At 58.8% G+C, this 16288-nt stretch carries 18 protein-coding genes; 14 read left to right on the plus strand and 4 right to left on the minus strand.

All coding sequences use genetic code 11. From position 1 onward, the window contains the following. Positions 1-47: 47 nt before the first annotated feature. Positions 48-287, plus strand: coding sequence for a YdcH family protein (locus PG871_RS11025; RefSeq protein WP_270729305.1), 240 nt, complete (start codon positions 48-50; stop codon positions 285-287). Here PG871_RS11025 and PG871_RS11030 read toward each other — a convergent pair. The 3 genes from PG871_RS11030 to PG871_RS11040 all read right to left on the minus strand — a co-directional run bounded on the left by PG871_RS11030 (position 269) and on the right by PG871_RS11040 (position 3864). Then, the gene (locus tag PG871_RS11030) at positions 269-1126 is read right to left on the minus strand and encodes an alpha/beta hydrolase (protein ID WP_270729307.1); all 858 of its coding nucleotides are present in this window, start codon (positions 1124-1126) and stop codon (positions 269-271) included. The genes PG871_RS11025 and PG871_RS11030 overlap by 19 nt on opposite strands. Continuing rightward, complete coding sequence (locus PG871_RS11035) at positions 1126-2526, minus strand: helix-turn-helix domain-containing protein (protein WP_270729309.1); 1401 nt, start codon at positions 2524-2526, stop codon at positions 1126-1128. The genes PG871_RS11030 and PG871_RS11035 overlap by 1 nt, the downstream gene beginning before the upstream one ends. A gap of 123 nt (positions 2527-2649) precedes the next feature. Further along, positions 2650-3864, minus strand: a complete 1215-nt coding sequence (locus tag PG871_RS11040; protein ID WP_270729311.1) for a multidrug effflux MFS transporter — start codon at positions 3862-3864, stop codon at positions 2650-2652. A 176-nt stretch (positions 3865-4040) separates the two neighbouring features. On the opposite strand from PG871_RS11040, the gene PG871_RS11045 reads away from it, so the two are divergent. From PG871_RS11045 to PG871_RS11085, 9 genes are all read left to right on the plus strand, one after another. Beyond that, positions 4041-5573, plus strand: coding sequence for an acyl-CoA carboxylase subunit beta (locus PG871_RS11045; protein WP_270729313.1), 1533 nt, complete (start codon positions 4041-4043; stop codon positions 5571-5573). Positions 5574-5645: 72 nt separating this feature from the next. After that, a complete protein-coding gene (locus PG871_RS11050) occupies positions 5646-6047 on the plus strand; it encodes a cupin domain-containing protein (RefSeq protein WP_270729315.1) in 402 nt (133 codons plus the stop codon). Beyond that, the gene (locus PG871_RS11055) at positions 6044-6397 is read left to right on the plus strand and encodes a hypothetical protein (RefSeq protein WP_270729316.1); all 354 of its coding nucleotides are present in this window, start codon (positions 6044-6046) and stop codon (positions 6395-6397) included. Before PG871_RS11050 ends, PG871_RS11055 begins: the two co-directional genes overlap by 4 nt. Then, positions 6394-6804 (plus strand): DUF6497 family protein, encoded by a 411-nt coding sequence (locus tag PG871_RS11060; RefSeq protein ID WP_270729318.1) that lies wholly within the window; start codon positions 6394-6396, stop codon positions 6802-6804. The genes PG871_RS11055 and PG871_RS11060 overlap by 4 nt, the downstream gene beginning before the upstream one ends. A gap of 202 nt (positions 6805-7006) precedes the next feature. Then, entirely contained in the window at positions 7007-7153 is a 147-nt protein-coding gene (locus tag PG871_RS11065) for a hypothetical protein (RefSeq protein WP_270729320.1), read from the plus strand. Between the two features lie 117 nt (positions 7154-7270). After that, entirely contained in the window at positions 7271-7636 is a 366-nt protein-coding gene (locus tag PG871_RS11070; RefSeq protein ID WP_270729322.1) for a hypothetical protein, read from the plus strand. A gap of 286 nt (positions 7637-7922) precedes the next feature. After that, complete coding sequence (locus PG871_RS11075; protein ID WP_270729324.1) at positions 7923-8126, plus strand: hypothetical protein; 204 nt, start codon at positions 7923-7925, stop codon at positions 8124-8126. 155 nt (positions 8127-8281) lie between these two features. After that, complete coding sequence (locus PG871_RS11080) at positions 8282-10309, plus strand: acetyl-CoA carboxylase biotin carboxylase subunit (RefSeq protein WP_270729326.1); 2028 nt, start codon at positions 8282-8284, stop codon at positions 10307-10309. Positions 10310-10412: 103 nt separating this feature from the next. After that, positions 10413-11327 (plus strand): aldo/keto reductase, encoded by a 915-nt coding sequence (locus tag PG871_RS11085; protein ID WP_270729328.1) that lies wholly within the window; start codon positions 10413-10415, stop codon positions 11325-11327. Positions 11328-11358: 31 nt separating this feature from the next. Here PG871_RS11085 and PG871_RS11090 read toward each other — a convergent pair whose 3' ends face one another. Continuing rightward, a complete protein-coding gene (locus tag PG871_RS11090; protein WP_270729329.1) occupies positions 11359-11805 on the minus strand; it encodes a DUF4174 domain-containing protein in 447 nt (148 codons plus the stop codon). A gap of 111 nt (positions 11806-11916) precedes the next feature. Between PG871_RS11090 and PG871_RS11095 the strand changes: the two genes are divergently transcribed. The 4 genes from PG871_RS11095 (at position 11917) to PG871_RS11110 (ending at position 16259) form a co-directional block, all read left to right on the plus strand. Further along, the gene (locus PG871_RS11095; RefSeq protein WP_270729331.1) at positions 11917-12891 is read left to right on the plus strand and encodes a hypothetical protein; all 975 of its coding nucleotides are present in this window, start codon (positions 11917-11919) and stop codon (positions 12889-12891) included. Positions 12892-12918: 27 nt separating this feature from the next. Further along, positions 12919-15045: a methylmalonyl-CoA mutase gene (scpA, locus tag PG871_RS11100; RefSeq protein ID WP_270729333.1), complete on the plus strand. Its 2127-nt coding sequence runs from the start codon at positions 12919-12921 to the stop codon at positions 15043-15045. Between the two features lie 132 nt (positions 15046-15177). Continuing rightward, positions 15178-15783 carry a VOC family protein gene (locus PG871_RS11105; RefSeq protein ID WP_270730872.1) on the plus strand — a complete coding sequence of 202 codons (606 nt, stop codon included), beginning with the start codon at positions 15178-15180 and terminating at the stop codon, positions 15781-15783. After that, positions 15780-16259 (plus strand): GNAT family N-acetyltransferase, encoded by a 480-nt coding sequence (locus PG871_RS11110; RefSeq protein WP_270729334.1) that lies wholly within the window; start codon positions 15780-15782, stop codon positions 16257-16259. The genes PG871_RS11105 and PG871_RS11110 overlap by 4 nt, the downstream gene beginning before the upstream one ends. Positions 16260-16288 lie beyond the last annotated feature (29 nt).

The following is a 16288-nucleotide window of genomic DNA, read 5'->3' on the forward strand; positions in this document are numbered from 1 at the left end:
TAAATTCCGCCTAGCAATTGGGCGACTTTCAACGAGGAGCGCTAAAAATGTCGAACACCCCCCACGAGTTGGCCGCCGAATTCCCCGAGTTCATTGAAAAAATGAGTTCGCTTAAGGTAGCGGACAAGCATTTTGCCAGACTGGCCGAAGACTATCACGACCTCAATCGCAAGGTGCATGCTGCGGAAACCAATGTGCAGCCGCGTGAGGAGCTGGCGGAGATGGATTTGCGCAAACGGCGCGGTGCGCTCAAAGACGAGATCTACGCCTATCTTAAGGCGAACTGATCGATGAAAGCATAGAGTTTCGGCAGAGTGTCAGAGCGCCATAGGTCGGTATGACCGGCGCCTTTGACGGCAAGGAACGTCTTGGATTCGGAGGGGGCGGCGGAGAAAATCTGTCGCCCCATTTCTATGGAGATGAGACTGTCGTTTGTGCCGTGGATGACCAACAAAGGATGTCGAAGTTGAGCCGCCCATCGCAGGCTGTCCCACTGTCCTTCTGTGTACACTTGCAGTGGTGTCAGTGCGGGGTAGTGATGTTGCGCCAGCGCTTTGATGGAGGTGAAGGGAGCTTCGAGGATAATTGCATCGGCTGGACCGACGCCTTTCATGTGGTCTGAGGCGGCCGATGCGTTGAGCCCAATAGCGACGGCTGCGCCAAGGCTTTCGCCGTAGACTATGGTTTTTGAACTGCTAGGCGGGAGAAAGGTGAGCGGCAAGAGAGCGTGTTTTTCCAGCCAAACAAGCTTGGCGGAGCGTTTGAGAGAGTCCTCTGATGGGGCTTCGGTGCTGCCACTGCTGCCCGGGTAAGCCAGCGCGATGAGGCCGTAACCGCGATCCATGAAACGCCGAAAGCGCCCGGCGCGGTTGGCGAGATTGCCGGCATTGCCATGTAGGTAGAAGATCACTGGTTGGCCCAGTTTTGGCGGTGCGGTCCAGACAACGAGGGTTTCGCCATCAAAATCGAAAGCCTGTTCGGTGACGCCGGAGAGGCCAGCGTCGGCGGGAGTGACTTGGGTCTTGTCAAACGGATAGATCAGCAGGCGCTCGGCTGGTCCCGCCAGCGTCACGGCGGCAAAGGCCAACATGATCGTCAATGAAAGCAGCCGGAAAGCGAGACGCATCAGCCAACCTCGTAAGGCAGCACGCCGCGGGCGTTTTCGTTGATGGTCAGGCGGCGTTCAAGCGGTGGCACAGAGCGTTGGTGACAATCGGCGCGTTCGCAGATGCGACAGGAGATGCCAATGGGCTCAAAGGCTTGCGGGTTATCAAGCTCCATATGGTCGGCGTAAACCAGCGCGTCAGCATGGCGGATTTCGCAGCCCAAGGCGATGGCGTAACGGCGCACAGGCGCGCCGAAATGGCCGCCGGATTTGGATACATCGCGGGCCAGTGAAATATAGCGTACGCCGTCCGGGGTTTCGGCCAGTTGGCGCAGGAAATGGCCCGGGGTTTCAAAGGCGCGGTGCACGTTCCAGAGCGGGCAGGCGCCGCCGAAACGGGCGAATTGCAGACGGGTGGCGGAATGGCGTTTGGTGATGGTGCCGGCCTGATCCACACGCACAAAGAAGAAGGGGATGCCTTTGTTTCCGGGGCGTTGCATGGTCGAGAGGCGATGCGCGACCTGCTCGATGGAGGCGCCAAACCGGTTTGCCAGAAGCTCGAGATCGTGGCGGGTGTCATGCGCGGCGGCCAGAAATTCGCCGTAAGGCATGAGAGCTGCGCCGGCGAAGTAATTGGCAAGGCCAATTTTGGCAATCGCGCGGGCTGCATCGGTGTGGAAGCGGGCGAAATCGAGGGTGGCTTCGAGCAGTTTGTCGCTTTGTAGCAGGGCCACTTGCAGAAGCAGCTGGAAGGTTTGGGTTTCGGGCTGGGCGTAGCGCGAAATCTGCAGTGTTTGGCCCTTGGCGTCAAAGTCGCGCAGCGCGTCGATGTCTGTGAATGCCACGGTGATGCCGCGCGCCTGCAGTGCAGCGATGGCGGCGGCGCGGATGCCGCCAGCTTGAGCTGACGAGGTTGCGAAGTGTTCGGCGGCGCGGTCGACCGCGTCTATGTAGTTGTCACAATAGTGAAAAAAGTCGCGGACTTCGTCCCACGGGCTGGCTTGGGCTTGCACATCTGAGCGACCAAGGGCCTCGTCCAAGGACGCTAGCCGTTCGTGGGTTTGGCGATAAGCGCGGTGCAATTCAAGAAAGGCGCGGGCCAGTGCGGGGGCGTTTGAGGCTGTGAGGCGCAGGTCGGCAAGTGGGGCCGAGACCTCGGCCAACACAGGGTCGGCGAGAGCTTCGCGCATGTCGCTGACCAGGCGTTCGCTGTCTCCTGCGGAAAGCTCGGTGACGTCGAGGCCAAATTCCTGTGCGAGAGATAGGACAACCGTGGTTGAAACCGGACGGTTGTTGTTTTCCATCTGGTTCAAATAGGGCAGGGAGACGCCAAGTTTCTGGGCGAAATCTTTTTGTGTCAGATCGAGCCGCGTGCGAATTTCACGCAGTTTTGCGCCGGCGTAAAGCTTTTGCGTGGGCATGTGAGTCTCCGGTTTGCATAGCTGCAAACATAACTTTGCAAAGTCATGTGCGCCAGTGTTTCGCGCGGGTTGCGGCGAAACGTCTTGGTTGCAGTGAAATTGAGACGGTCAGAAGGGCAGCGATCAGATGCCGAGGTGTTTCTCGCGCCAGATGACCAGAGAAATTGCGGACACGCCGGCGATGCTGGTGGCAAACATCAGCCACAGGAGCGGGAAGGCGCCCGTGTCGGTGTTTAGCAGTGCGCCCGCCAAAGCGGAGAGCGCGGCGCCGCCGCCGATCATAATTGCGCCCGCGAGGCCAGAGGCGGTGCCCGCAAGATGCGGCCGTACCGACAGCGCACCCGCGGTGGCGTTGGGGATCGCGAGGCCGTTGCCGATGCCGACAAGCGTCATAAAGCCAAAGAAGACCTCGGCAGAGCCATAGCCGGCTGCGAAGAGGGAAAGCGACATGCCGACGCCGACGCCGCAGATCGCGCAGCCGGCAAGCACCATGCGGTTCACACCAAAACGGGCGGAGTAGCGGCCCGACAAGAAGTTGCCTAGAAAATAGCCAACCGCAGGTGCGCCAAAGTAGATGCCCATTTCGGCGGACGACATGCCAAAGAGTTCGGTGGCCACAAACGGTGCGCCGCCGAGGTAGGCAAAGAAAGCGCCAGACGTGAGGCCATTGGCGAGACTGTACCCCCAGAAACGGGGGCTGAGGAAGAGCTCGGGATATTCGCTGAACTGTTGCTTCAGCGTCAGACCTGAAGATGATTTGGTTTCGCCCAGATCGCGCCACGTCAGCCAAAAGATGGCAAGACCGGCAAGAAATAACATCCAGAAACTGGATTGCCATCCGAAGTATTGATCCAACACACCGCCAAGCGCGGGTCCAAGCATCGGCACAACGGTCATGCCCATGGTGACGTAGCCAATCATGCTGGCGGCCTGATCCGCGGGGACCATGTCGCGCACCACAGCGCGGCTGAGCACCATAGCGACGACAACGGCGGCTTGCAGCATGCGGAAAGTCAGAAACAGCGCGACGTTAGGTGCATAGATGCAGCCCAGAGTGGCGATGAGAAAGATGAACAAACCCCACAAGATCACCGGGCGGCGGCCAAACTTATCCGAGACCGGCCCGACCACAATTTGCAGCACCGCATTCACGGCGAGATAGACCGCAATCGACAGCTGCATGACGCCATAGTCGGTGTCAAAATAGGCTGTCATCGACGGCAGGCTGGGCAGGAAGATGTTCATGCACAGCGCCGACACACCCGCCAGCAGGATCAGCGTGGCGATGTTCGGAGGACTTTGGCGGTCAAGAAATTGGGCGGGTGAATGATCGTTCATAAGGTCAGAATTAGGCTTGTGGGGCCGGAATGTCCATGGGGTGGTTAAACTGTGAAATATTTGCAGGTTTGCAATTTACTAGGATGGTTGATGGTGCGATTTGCAAATTTGCCGGAAAATCCTTTTGCAGCGCAGCATCGCAGACTATGGTCGCCCCAAATTACAGGGGTCCTGCTATGAAAGATATCCTCCAACAACTGGAAGAGCGCCGCGAAACAGCCCGTTTGGGGGGTGGTCAGCGCCGCATCGACAGCCAGCATGCCAAAGGCAAGCTGACAGCCCGCGAGCGCATCGAACTCTTGCTTGATGAAGGCAGTTTTGAAGAGTTTGACATGTTCAAAACGCATCGTTGCACCGAATTTGGCATGGAAGATCAAAAGCCTGCGGGTGACGGTGTGATTACCGGCTGGGGCACAATCAATGGCCGGATGGTCTATGTGTTCTCACAGGATTTCACTGTATTTGGCGGTTCGCTGAGTGAAACACATGCTCAGAAGATTTGCAAAATTCAGGATATGGCGATGCAGAACGGCGCGCCCATCATCGGTCTGAACGACTCGGGTGGCGCACGTATTCAGGAAGGCGTGGATTCGCTGGCCGGCTATGCCGAAGTGTTCCAGCGCAATATCATGGCCTCGGGCGTTGTGCCGCAGATCAGCGTGATCATGGGCCCATGTGCGGGCGGCGCAGTGTATAGCCCCGCGATGACCGACTTTATCTTCATGGTCAAAGACACGTCTTACATGTTTGTGACCGGCCCTGACGTTGTGAAAACCGTCACCAACGAGGTTGTTACGGCAGAAGAGCTGGGTGGTGCGTCGACGCACACCAAGAAGTCGTCTGTGGCGGATGGCGCGTTTGAAAACGACGTGGAAGCGATGGCGGAAGTGCGCCGTCTGGTGGACTTCCTGCCGCTCAACAACCGCGAGAAGCCGCCGGTGCGTCCGTTCTTTGATGAGCCGGGCCGGATTGAAACCAGCCTTGATACGCTGGTGCCGGAAAACGCCAACACGCCGTATGACATGAAAGAGCTGATCGCGAAGATTGCGGACGAAGGCGATTTCTACGAAATTCAGGAAGACTACGCCAAAAACATCCTGACGGGATTTATCCGTCTGGAAGGCCAGACCGTGGGCGTGGTGGCGAACCAACCGATGGTGCTGGCGGGCTGTCTGGACATCGACAGCTCACGCAAGGCGGCGCGGTTTGTACGCTTCTGTGACTGTTTTGAAATTCCGATCCTGACGCTGGTGGATGTGCCGGGCTTCCTGCCGGGGACGAGCCAGGAATACGGTGGCGTGATCAAACACGGTGCGAAGTTGTTGTTTGCTTATGGCGAGGCGACGGTGCCGAAGGTGACTGTGATCACCCGTAAGGCTTATGGTGGCGCGTATGACGTGATGGCGTCCAAGCACCTGCGCGGCGATTTCAACTATGCGTGGCCAACTGCGGAGATCGCGGTGATGGGGGCCAAAGGCGCGACGGAGATCATTCATCGTGCGGATCTGGGTGATCCTGAGAAGATCGCGGCCCACGCGCAGGATTATGAAGACCGCTTTGCGACACCATTTGTGGCAGCGGAACGCGGCTTTATCGACGAGGTGATCCAACCGAAGTCGACCCGCATGCGGGTGAGCCGCGCGTTTGCGAGCCTACGGAACAAGAAACTCGAGAACCCGTGGAAGAAGCACGATAATATTCCGTTGTGAGTCAAAGGCCCGCCGCGTCAGCGGCGGGCGATACGTCCTAGCGCGGTTTTGGGTCATCAGAGAGGTCTAAGCATGAGCACCGTTTTCAACACCCAAGCGTTTACGATTGTCCATGCCGACGAGGGCAAGTTCGTGGGCAAAGGCCTGCGTGCGTTCTTTGAGTATCGCGATTTGGGAATCGAAGGCGCTTCGGGTGGCAAGTTCGGAGCGCATGTCATTCGCGCGGTGCCGGGCATGGAAAGCCCTGCGGCGTGGCATAGCCATGATCTTGAGTTTCAGATGGTTTATGTGACCAAAGGCTGGGTGGTGTTTGAATACGAAGGCGAGGGCGAGCATGTATTGCGCGAGGGGTCTTGTGTGTTGCAGCCGCCTGGCATCAAACACCGTGAAGTGCGCCACTCGGATGATATGGAGCTGATCGAAATCATCAGCCCCGCTGAGTTTGACACCAGTGATGAGGATGCACCCGAGTGAGCAAAGCCCGCTGGCATATCACATGCGTGGATGACACGCTGACGCTGAGCCGATTGGCCTTGGCGCGGTTTGACGTGTCGGCATCCACTGTGTTGCCAGATGGCAGCCGGTTGGCTGTGGCACATCAAGTGCGGCAGGATATGTGGCGGGCGTTGCAGGGGCTGCGGGGCTTTGCACCAGCAGTTGAGGTGCGCCGCGAGGGCGGTGCATTGCATGTGAGAGCAGGGGGGCAGGTGGCCGGAGCGGTTGCCAAAGCCCATGTGGAAGGCACAATTCAGGGCGTTCTGGATTGCCCCAAGCGCCGTGCGCGCTGGGTGCGTCACGCCACTCGCGGGAGGGCGGTTGCATGATCGGCCGCGCCGCACTTATAGCATCTGCCGCGCTTGGAGGGACCTTATGGAGCGCGGCCACGGCCGGGGCCTTGGAGGAGACACCGGCCGTGCCTTCCGGAAATGAGATCCGCTTGCAGGAGATCATTTTCGAGACCCGTCAGGACAGCAGTCAGGTCGCGCGGTTTCGCTATGTGATGCCGTTGATCCGGCAAGGTCTGGAGTTTCACCAGATCGAAGATGATTTCTTTCATCTTTGTATCGGTGTCGCCGTGCCCTACCTCGCGGTTGAGGCCAAGGAGGTCGATCAGGTGATCATCTCGATGGCGGATCGTGAAACCGAATTTGGCGTCACAACCACCCTGGCAACCCAGTTTTTTGAGGCGTTTAGCATCGAAAACGGGGCCTGCATCTGGGAGGGTTTCTGATGACACCACAATATCTAGCGGCCAAGCCTGTGGACGAGCGGAAATTTGCGACATTGCGGCCACAGCACATTAGCTTGGTGGGCTATCCGTATCTTTTTGCTTATGAATCCTCTATTGTGCGCCCATGCCACACACCTGTGGCGTTGAGGCAGGCAGGGTCGAATGGCCCTGCTACAATTGAAAACAATACGTGGAGACAAAGATGTCCAAGAGCATCAAAGCATTCCTCGCCGTTGGTTTGGTCACTGTCGTGGCCGCCTGCGCCGATAACGCACCAGTCGAAGAATACGTCGTGGTCGACCCAGCGCCGATTTCGACTGAGCCGGAATACACCGGCAAATATAAGTAACTCCGGTTACACGCGATATGGGCAGGCCGGACGGCCTGTCCAGCCTCTGACACAGGCTCAGAGATTTTCCCGAGATACCGCGCGCATTAGCGCCCCTTTGCAGAAAGGAGGCGCGGCATGATCAAACATCGCGGCTTCCCCGGACGCCTTCCCGGCACCGATTTTCAATTTGTCATCCGACGCGCCAACCCCAAAGGCGTGACTGCGCTTACGGAGCGCGAGCGGTTTCGCGACCGCAGGCCGCCTGACCGGCGTGCCGATGCCGGTTTCATGCAAGCGCTTTGGGAGCAGTTCGGCGAAGAGCCGTTTGAGCGCGGCAATCTGGACGCGGGTCGGTTGAGCTGGCTGTTTGGCCGCGAAGTTGTACCCGCCGAAGACCCGTTTGATCCGGCAAGCTATGACGCCTTGCTGCGCATCGATGTGAACGTTGCGCGGGCGTCGTTTCCGGACGCCTTCAACGGCAAGGGCGAGGAATGGGCATGATTTCGCCTAGAGGTTTACGGAATGAGCAGGAAGGTGCTCATCTCGTGGCTGTTAAGAAACTGTCAATTGCGCGCTGCGCGACCTGTGCCAAAGTGGTGGACATGGAGCCTCGGCCGGGAGCGGCTGGCTCTTGTAACAGTGTATTCCGTTACCCTTCCCCTTTCGGGTGGTTCTGTGGCGTCCCTGCAGAATCACCCGTTTTTTCAAGTGGATACCTAGGGCATCGGCAATGCCAAACAGCGAAAGAACCGGTCACAAGAGCCGGACGGGCAAGAGGACAGGACAGATGCGGATTCACAAAATCATACTGGCAGGAGCAACGGCGCTTGGCCTTGCGGCCTGCGGCGACACGCTTGGCGAACAGGCGCTTATCGGCGCTGGCGCGGGCACCGCGACCGCAGCCGTGGTTGGCGGCAACCTTGCAGCGGGTGCCATCATTGGCGGCGCAGCCAACGCCATTTATTGTCAGGAATTCTCCAACAAGTGCTGAGCGCGCCTGCGCCACACGTATTGATCTGATATTTTCGGCTGCTTCGCAGTCGATCCCGACCCCAAGGCCATCGACGTGCATAAGCGCGGCGGTGGCTTTTTTGTTGCCAACGTCTGCGGCCGCGTCCGCAGTTCAAGACCAAGAAGGACACTGATATGTTCGACAAAATTCTGATTGCCAACCGCGGCGAGATCGCTTGTCGTGTGATCAAATCTGCCCGCAAGATGGGCATCAAAACGGTGGCGATTTATTCGGACGCCGACAAGCAGGCGTTGCACGTGCAGATGGCGGATGAGGCCGTTCATATTGGCCCGCCGCCCGCGAACCAATCTTATATCGTGATCGACAAGGTCATGGACGCGATCCGCAAAAGCGGCGCACAGGCGGTGCACCCGGGCTATGGTTTCTTGTCGGAGAACTCTAAATTTGCCGAAGCGCTGGCCGCCGAAGGCGTGGCGTTTGTTGGCCCGCCTGTGGGTGCCATCGAGAAGATGGGCGACAAGATCACCTCCAAAAAGATCGCGCAGGAGGCCAAAGTGTCGACCGTGCCCGGTTATATGGGGCTGATTGAGGACGCCGAAGATGCGGTCAAGATTTCAAACCAGGTTGGTTATCCGGTGATGATCAAAGCCTCCGCCGGCGGTGGCGGTAAAGGCATGCGGATTGCGTGGAACGACGAAGAAGCCCGAGAGGGGTTTCAGTCGTCTAAGAACGAAGCTGCCAACAGCTTTGGGGATGACCGGATTTTCATCGAGAAATTCGTGACCCAGCCGCGCCACATCGAGATTCAGGTGCTGTGCGACGCGCATGGCAATGGCGTGTATCTGGGCGAGCGCGAATGCTCGATCCAGCGCCGGAACCAGAAAGTTGTCGAAGAGGCACCGAGCCCGTTTCTGGACGAAGCGACCCGTAAGGCGATGGGTGAGCAGTCCGTCGCGCTTGCCAAGGCGGTTGGATATGCCAGCGCAGGCACCGTGGAATTCATCGTTGATGGCGACAAGAATTTCTACTTCCTTGAGATGAACACACGTTTGCAGGTGGAACACCCTGTGACCGAGCTGATCACTGGTGTTGATCTTGTTGAACAGATGATCCGTGTCGCCAATGGTGAGCCGCTGAGCATCACTCAGGACGATGTGAAACTGCAAGGCTGGGCGATTGAAAACCGTCTGTATGCTGAAGATCCCTATCGCAACTTCCTGCCGTCGATTGGTCGTTTGACGCGCTATCGCCCGCCTGCCGAGACCAAAGCCTACACTCCGGGCACACAGCCGGGCGGTGCTGGTGACGTTGTCGTGCGCAATGACACCGGTGTCTATGAAGGCGGCGAGATCAGCATGTATTACGATCCGATGATCGCCAAACTCTGCACATGGGCGCCGACCCGCGACAAAGCCGTAGAGGCGATGCGCGTGGCGTTGGACAGCTTTGAGGTTGAGGGTATTGGCCACAACCTGCCGTTCCTGAGTGCGGTTATGGATCATCCGATCTTTATGGCGGGGGACATGACCACGGCCTTTATCGAGGAACAGTATCCCGATGGGTTTGACGGTGTTGCATTGCCGGAAGCGCAGCTAAAGCGCGTGGCGGCGGCTGCGGCGGCGATGTACCGCGTGGCTGAGATCCGTCGCACGCGGGTGTCGGGCCGGATGGACAACCACGAGCGTCGCGTCGGCAAGAAATGGGTTGTGAGCCTGCAAGGTCAGGACTTTGCAGTGAAGGTGAAGGCGGACAAAGATGGCTCGACCATCAAGTTTGACGATGGCAGCAAGCTACGAGTGGCATCGGATTGGACACCGGGCGATCAGCTGGCCGAGGTGGACGTTGACGGGCCATTGGTGCTGAAGGTTGGCAAACTTCCAGGCGGGTTCCGGTTGCGCACCCGTGGCGCGGATATGACGGTACATGTGCGCACGCCGCGTCAGGCGGAGTTGGCGAAACTGATGCCCGAGAAAGTCGCGCCGGACACTTCCAAGATGCTGCTTTGTCCAATGCCGGGTCTGATCGTGAAGGTCGACGTGGAAGTGGGCGACGAAGTGCAGGAAGGTCAGGCGCTGTGCACGGTGGAAGCCATGAAGATGGAAAACATCCTTCGGGCGGAAAAAACCACCGTGGTCACCAAGATCAACGCGGCGGCTGGTGACAGCCTCGCGGTGGATGACGTGATCATGGAGTTTGAGTGATCGCCTGACGTAACGGGCCCGGCATCGCCGGGCTGCCCCCTCCTGTTGCGTGGGTGGGGGCGCAAAAATTTCGCGGTCACAGACCGCGTTGGTGGGTAGTATTATGACGGCTGAGACGCAGCAAATATCCAGAATCGGAACAGTCGGCCCGTTTGAGGTCGGCCGTTTGGCGTATGGCTGTTGGCGGTTTGCGGGCTCATCCGTTCCGGAGGCGACAGCCAAGATCGACGCGGCGTTGCAGATCGGCGCCACTATGCTTGATACGGCCGCGATCTACGGTTTTGGGCAGCAAGGATTTGGCGGTGCGGAGGCCGTGTTGGGCGAGGTGTATGCCGCGCACAAAGGGTTGCGGGAACGCACGGTTTTGGTGACCAAGGCGGGAATTCATCCACCTGTGCCCTACGACAGCCGCGCGTCAAATCTGATCGAGAGCTGCGAGGGATCACTCGCGCGGCTTCGCTCCGACACAATCGACGTATTTCTGATCCATCGACCGGATCTTTTGGCCTCGTTTGATGAAGTGGCGGCAGCGTTGGCGCAGTTGCGGCGCGATGGCAAGATCCGTGAAGCGGGCGTCAGCAATTTCAGCCACACCCAACTGCGCGCTCTGCAGGCCAAGCTGGATTTTCCGTTGGTGGCGACGCAGCCGGAGTTCTCGCCCCTGGCGATTGATCCGCTGGAAGATGGCACGTTGGATGTGGCGCAAGAGTTTGGTTTGGCCACGATGGCCTGGTCGCCATTGGGCGGCGGGCGGTTGACGACGGCGCATCAGCCGGAAGCGGGGACGCAAGAGGCGCGGGTTCTTTCGGTGCTGGATGCGATTGCGACACGTGAAGGTGTGGACGTGGATCACGTCGCTTTGGCGTGGGTGCTGGCCCATCCGGCCAATGTGTTTGCTTTGATTGGCACGCAAAACGTGGACCGCATTCGGGCGTCGGCACAGGCATTTGATGTGAAGCTGAGCCGTCAGGATTGGTATGACGTTCTGGTGGCCGCGCGCGGGGTGCCAATGCCGTGAGCTGCGTGTGCCGACATATCAGGTTTCAGGATCAGTTGAGGTTGCGGTCGCGTAATTCCTGCTGGCGCATCGGCATTTTGTCGATGGAGGCAGAGATTTCGCGCACGTCCCACGGGAAGGGTTTGCGCAAGTACGGATTGCCGTCTTTGCCGATCAACACGAGCATGAAGCCACGCGGGCGCAGCTTTGTGCGCAGAGCGGACGGGTTGTCGGGGTCGGTGTCTACAAGTACCACCACGTCGCGCTCGGCCAGTTCGTGGGCAAGGGTCTCGATCAAGGCCATTTGCTGTATGAAACGCGGGTCGCGGTCGGTGTCCGCAAATACAGCTAGGGGCCGGTTGATCCAGAGAAAGTCGCTCAGGTCCACCTCTGAGGCGGCGCGCACCAAAGACGGTTCGGCTGCGTCCTCTGCCGCCAGAACCGGGGCCGTAAAAGCGGCGAGAAAGCTTGTCAGAACAAAGGCTAAGCGGTGTTTCATGGTCTCTCCTGTTGGGACCAATATAGGCGCTTTGGCAGCTATTGCGACCACCTATCAGACCAAGGTGGCCAATTTCGCAAAGATTAACCGGAAATGCACAGGTGTAGCAGCATGATGGACGGGATGGATATCCAGCCGTTTTATGCCACGCCGCAAGGCGGCAGCGCGGCCTTTGACAAGGTGCATGGAAACATGGACGTAATTTTGCACGTGGGGGCGCATCTGACCGGTGTGTCCTCGTTGACCTATTACCTCGAACGAAACCGGCGAAAACTGCGCGATCACGGATTGGCGCTTTGGACAGTGTCAGACACCCGCAAAGGGCTGTTTGACGGGCTGACTTTGCGGTCCGGCCTGCATGGGGTGGAGCGGCGGCGTATGCGCGGCGCCGGTCGGGTGCGGCTGCGGTGTGCGGCGTTGGAAAAGGCGCGTGCCAAAGAGCTTTTGGTCTGTGACCCCGGCATTCTGGGCGGCGTGTCTGACAATGTCGCAACAGAACGGCTTTATCCGGCGGCGGGTGAGCGCGGAGCGCGGATGGCGCATGCGTTTGAGGGGCGGGTGAAGCGGGTGTTTGTCAACATTCGTGCGCTTGAGGATTACTGGGCGGCGGCGTTGGCGCATGCTGTGACAAACGGATTTCCTTTGCCGTTGCAATCGGAGTTGGATCGTCTGGTGACGCAGCCGCGGAGTTGGCGACGCGTGATCACCGATTTGGCGGCGGCGATGCCGGGAGCTGAAATTTTGGTGGCACCGTTCGAGCGGGTCGGCGAGAGGCCTGATGATGTCGTGGAATTTGCTGTGGCGGGGCGTTTTGGTGCGCCGGCCAATCTGCGCGTTGGCATGGGACCGCAGATCCCGCAGTTGAACGCGCTGCGCGAAGTGCTGTTGGATCGGTATGAGGACGAAGAGGACCTGCCAGATGGCAGTGGCCGCTGGCAGCCGTTCAACGCAGTTCAAATAGAGACGTTGAGAGAAATATACGCAGCCGATTTGAAGTGGCTGCGGTCAGGCGCAGACGGTCTGGCGTATTTGATTGAGGAAAAGGATCCAGTGCTGGCGGGCAAACGCCCGTTGGTGGGAACCTGACCAAGGGACAAAAAAGAGGGTAAAGCGATGAGCGACACCAAGAAGTGGGAAGAGCTGGCAGAAAAAGAACTGCGTGGTCGGCCATTGGATGATCTGACGTGGAAAACGTTGGAAGGCATTGATGTAAAACCGCTTTATACCGAGGCGGACACCGAGGGTTTGGACCATATGGGGTCGCTTCCGGGGTTTGGTCCGTTCACGCGCGGACCGAAAGCCACGATGTATGCCGGGCGCCCTTGGACAATCCGTCAGTATGCCGGGTTTTCGACCGCTGAAGAATCCAACGCGTTTTACCGTCGTAACCTTGCTGCTGGTCAGCAGGGGGTGTCGGTGGCTTTTGATCTGGCGACGCACCGTGGCTATGACAGTGATCACGAACGGGTAGTCGGCGACGTCGGCAAGGCGGGCGTGGCGATTGACAGCGTTGAGGACATGAAGATCCTGTTTGACGGCATTCCGCTTGATAAAGTGTCGGTGTCGATGACCATGAACGGCGCCGTGGTGCCGATTTTGGCAAGTTTCATCGTCGCAGGCGAAGAGCAGGGCCACGACAAGGCCTTGCTGGCCGGCACCATTCAGAACGACATTCTGAAAGAGTTCATGGTGCGCAACACCTATATCTATCCGCCCGAGCCATCGATGCGGATCATCTCGGATATCATTGAATATACGTCCAACGAGATGCCGAAGTTCAACTCGATCTCGATTTCCGGCTACCACATGCAGGAAGCGGGCGCGAACCTTGTGCAGGAGCTGGCCTATACGCTGGCGGACGGGCGCGAATATGTGCGTGCGGCGATGAACGCGGGCATGGATGTGGACAAATTCGCGGGCCGACTGAGCTTCTTCTTTGCGATTGGCATGAACTTCTTCATGGAAGCGGCCAAGCTGCGCGCGGCGCGGTTCTTGTGGCACAAAGTCATGACCGAGTTTGGCGCGAAGAACGAGCGCTCCAAAATGCTGCGGACCCACTGTCAGACCTCGGGCGTGAGCTTGCAGGAGCAGGACCCCTATAACAACGTGATCCGCACTGCATATGAGGCGATGTCGGCGGTTCTTGGCGGCACGCAGTCGTTGCACACCAACGCGCTGGACGAGGCGATTGCACTGCCTACCGATTTTTCGGCGCGGATTGCGCGCAATACGCAGCTGGTACTGCAGGAAGAGACTGGCGTGACAAACGTGGTCGACCCGCTGGCGGGCTCTTACTATGTCGAGGCGCTGACGGATGATCTGATCCAGAAGGCCTGGGCCTTGATGGAAGAGGTCGAGGAGATGGGCGGCATGACCAAGGCTGTGGCCAGCGGCATGCCCAAGCTGCGCATTGAAGAGAGCGCGGCGACCCGTCAGGCGATGATCGACAAAGGTGACGAAGTCATTGTGGGTGTGAACAAATACCGCAAAAACGGCGAAGATCCGATCGACATCCTGGACGTGGACAACGTGGCTGTGCGCGAAAGCCAAGTGGCGCGTTTGGAGAAAATCCGTGCGGAACGTGACAGTGCGGCGTGTGAGGCGGCGTTGGCCAATCTGACGCGCGTGTCAAAAGAGGGCGGCAACCTGTTGGCCGCCGCAGTGGAAGCGGCACGGGCGCGGGCCTCGGTAGGAGAAATCAGCATGGCGATGGAGAAAGAGTTCGGGCGTCACCGCGCGGAAGTGAAGACATTGGCCGGTGTTTATGGCGCAGCCTATGAAGGCGACGAAGGCTTTGCCGCGATCCAGAAGTCGGTAGAGGAATTTGCCGACGAGGAGGGACGCCGTCCGCGTATGCTGGTGGTGAAAATGGGGCAGGACGGTCACGACCGTGGCGCCAAAGTTATCGCAACGGCCTTTGCCGATATTGGGTTTGATGTCGACGTGGGTCCGCTGTTTCAGACGCCGGATGAGGCGGCGCAGGACGCGGTGGACAATGACGTGCATGTGGTCGGGATTTCGTCGCAAGCGGCGGGTCACAAGACCTTGGCACCGCAGTTGATTCAAGCCTTGAAGGACAAAGATGCCGGTGAGATTCTGGTGATCTGTGGCGGGGTTATTCCGCAACAGGACTATGAATTCCTGCAAAAGGCCGGCGTGAAGGCGATCTTTGGGCCGGGCACAAATATTCCGGAAGCGGCACAGGATATTCTGCGCCTGATCCGCGCGGCGCGGGGGTGAGCGAGTGGGGGTCAGCCTCCACATCTCCAGAATATTTTTGGCAAAGGAAGGGGCGCTTTGGCGTCCCTTTTTACGTTGTGGCGGCGGGCGCTTTGGGGTTTCCTGTGAGGCGGAAAAGAGGAGTGGCGCATGTTGGAATTGGATCACCTGGCCGTGGCAGGCGAGAGCCTTGAGGAGGCAGTAGCGCATGTAGAAGAGGCGCTAGGTGTGGCAATGGGGCCGGGCGGGCAACACGCGCATTTTGGCACGCACAATCAGTTGATTGGGCTGGGAGACGGTCTCTATCTGGAGGCAATTGCAGTGGATCCCGCTGTCGGCGAATTGCCCTATGCGCGATGGTTTGATCTTGACCGTTTTGAGGGTGTCCCCAAACTCGGCAACTGGATTTGCCGGAGCGATGATCTGGTTGCGGATGTCGCGGCGATTGAATTGGATGTTGGCCAGCCTGTGAAATTGACCCGCGGAGGTTTGCGCTGGCGGATGGCCGTGCCCAAAAGTGGCGTGTTGCCGTTTGAAGATTGCTTTCCGGCATTGATGCAATGGGATGTGTCGCCCACGCCGGCGACCTTGTTGGCGCCGTCAGGGTGCACATTGGTACGGCTGGAAGTGGCGCATCCGGACGCTGCAAGATTGCATGACGCTGTGCCGGTCCGCGATGCGCGGGTGGTCTATGTCGAAGGTGCGGCTGGGTTGCGAGCGACGTTTGATACGCCGCATGGGCAGCGGGTTTTGCAATGATTTTGCGCACAGCACAAAGCGGCGATGTGGCGGCGGTGGCGGCCATTTGGAATCGTGAGATTCGGGATGGGGTGTCGACGTTTACCACAGCGGAAAAGAGCGACGGTGCACTTAAGGCGGAGATTGCTGCACGTGGCGACGCTTTTTTGGTGGCGGAAGAGGCAGACGAGGTGCTTGGGTTTGCGACCTTTTTCCAGTTTCGCGGTGGGCCGGGGTATGCGCAAACGATGGAATACACCATACACTTGGATCCATCGGCGCGGGGGCGTGGAGCCGGGCGACAGCTGTTGGCAGCGTTGGAGGATCGGGCACGAAGGGCAGGCGTGCATGTTTTGGTTGCTGGCATCAGCGGCGAAAACACTGCGGGCCTTGGATTTCACGAAAAGATGGGATTTTCGCAGGTGGCACGGATGCCTGAGGTGGGACGCAAGTTCGGACGCTGGATGGACTTGGTTTTGATGCAGAAAATGCTGTAATGCGGCGTTTTATTTCGCGTGTGCAAAAG

The sequence above is a fragment of the Shimia sp. Alg240-R146 genome (assembly GCF_947331465.1).
In the GTDB taxonomy this organism is placed as follows: Bacteria; Pseudomonadota; Alphaproteobacteria; order Rhodobacterales; family Rhodobacteraceae; genus Shimia.

Bases quoted from the DNA above. Each gene is read 5' to 3' on its own strand.
- PG871_RS11035 (WP_270729309.1), bottom strand. From the start codon at position 2,526: ATGCCCACGCAAAAGCTTTACGCCGGCGCAAAACTGCGTGAAATTCGC.
- PG871_RS11060 (WP_270729318.1), top strand. From the start codon at position 6,394: ATGATCGGCCGCGCCGCACTTATAGCATCTGCCGCGCTTGGAGGGACC.
- PG871_RS11110 (WP_270729334.1), top strand. From the start codon at position 15,780: ATGATTTTGCGCACAGCACAAAGCGGCGATGTGGCGGCGGTGGCGGCC.
- PG871_RS11070 (WP_270729322.1), top strand. From the start codon at position 7,271: ATGATCAAACATCGCGGCTTCCCCGGACGCCTTCCCGGCACCGATTTT.
- PG871_RS11045 (WP_270729313.1), top strand. From the start codon at position 4,041: ATGAAAGATATCCTCCAACAACTGGAAGAGCGCCGCGAAACAGCCCGT.
- PG871_RS11095 (WP_270729331.1), top strand. From the start codon at position 11,917: ATGATGGACGGGATGGATATCCAGCCGTTTTATGCCACGCCGCAAGGC.
- PG871_RS11030 (WP_270729307.1), bottom strand. From the start codon at position 1,126: ATGCGTCTCGCTTTCCGGCTGCTTTCATTGACGATCATGTTGGCCTTT.
- PG871_RS11065 (WP_270729320.1), top strand. From the start codon at position 7,007: ATGTCCAAGAGCATCAAAGCATTCCTCGCCGTTGGTTTGGTCACTGTC.
- PG871_RS11050 (WP_270729315.1), top strand. From the start codon at position 5,646: ATGAGCACCGTTTTCAACACCCAAGCGTTTACGATTGTCCATGCCGAC.
- PG871_RS11080 (WP_270729326.1), top strand. From the start codon at position 8,282: ATGTTCGACAAAATTCTGATTGCCAACCGCGGCGAGATCGCTTGTCGT.
- PG871_RS11025 (WP_270729305.1), top strand. From the start codon at position 48: ATGTCGAACACCCCCCACGAGTTGGCCGCCGAATTCCCCGAGTTCATT.
- PG871_RS11075 (WP_270729324.1), top strand. From the start codon at position 7,923: ATGCGGATTCACAAAATCATACTGGCAGGAGCAACGGCGCTTGGCCTT.
- PG871_RS11040 (WP_270729311.1), bottom strand. From the start codon at position 3,864: ATGAACGATCATTCACCCGCCCAATTTCTTGACCGCCAAAGTCCTCCG.
- PG871_RS11090 (WP_270729329.1), bottom strand. From the start codon at position 11,805: ATGAAACACCGCTTAGCCTTTGTTCTGACAAGCTTTCTCGCCGCTTTT.
- PG871_RS11085 (WP_270729328.1), top strand. From the start codon at position 10,413: ATGACGGCTGAGACGCAGCAAATATCCAGAATCGGAACAGTCGGCCCG.
- scpA (WP_270729333.1), top strand. From the start codon at position 12,919: ATGAGCGACACCAAGAAGTGGGAAGAGCTGGCAGAAAAAGAACTGCGT.